The 533-nt window shown below is 46.3% G+C and carries 1 protein-coding gene; it reads right to left on the reverse strand.

Features of this window, described 5'->3' with window-relative positions; translation table 11 throughout:
• The coding region (locus J3L16_RS15955) for an AMP-binding protein (RefSeq protein WP_207614054.1) at positions 1–533 on the reverse strand (533 nt) is incomplete at both ends.

Below are 533 nucleotides of genomic sequence, written 5' to 3' on the forward strand. Positions count from 1 at the left end.
TCTGCTGTCGTTAAGACCACCTTGGCTGCACTGTCTATCAGTTGAAACTGTATGCGCTGAGCCGGCTGCTTACTGTCTAACGGTAAGTACATTCCGCCTGATTTTAATACCGCTAATACCCCAACCACAAAGTCACAACTACGCTCAGCAAGAATACCTACACAGTCGCCATGACTAACGCCATGAGCTTGTAGCTGCCCTGCTAACGCAGTTGCACGTGCATCCAATGCTTCATAACCTAGACTATTGTCACCATCAGTAACCGCAATTGCATTGCCATGACGCTCAACACTGCTTTGGAATAGAGACAAGACATTGTCATGTGAGAAATCAATCCCTTTACCTTGGCTTTCACTGTGCACTGGTAATGATAATTGAGCTAACGGGACATCCGGTGACGCTAATACTTGCTCAGTTAACGCAACAAACAACTGCGCAATTTGCGCTACCGTCGAAGCTTCAAACAAGCTACTGTCGTAATTAAATACGCCCGCTATCTCTGAGCCGGTATCGGTAAAGTCAAAGCTTAAGTC

The sequence above is a fragment of the Alteromonas sp. 5E99-2 genome (genome assembly GCF_017368475.1).
GTDB lineage: Bacteria > Pseudomonadota > Gammaproteobacteria > Enterobacterales > Alteromonadaceae > Alteromonas_F.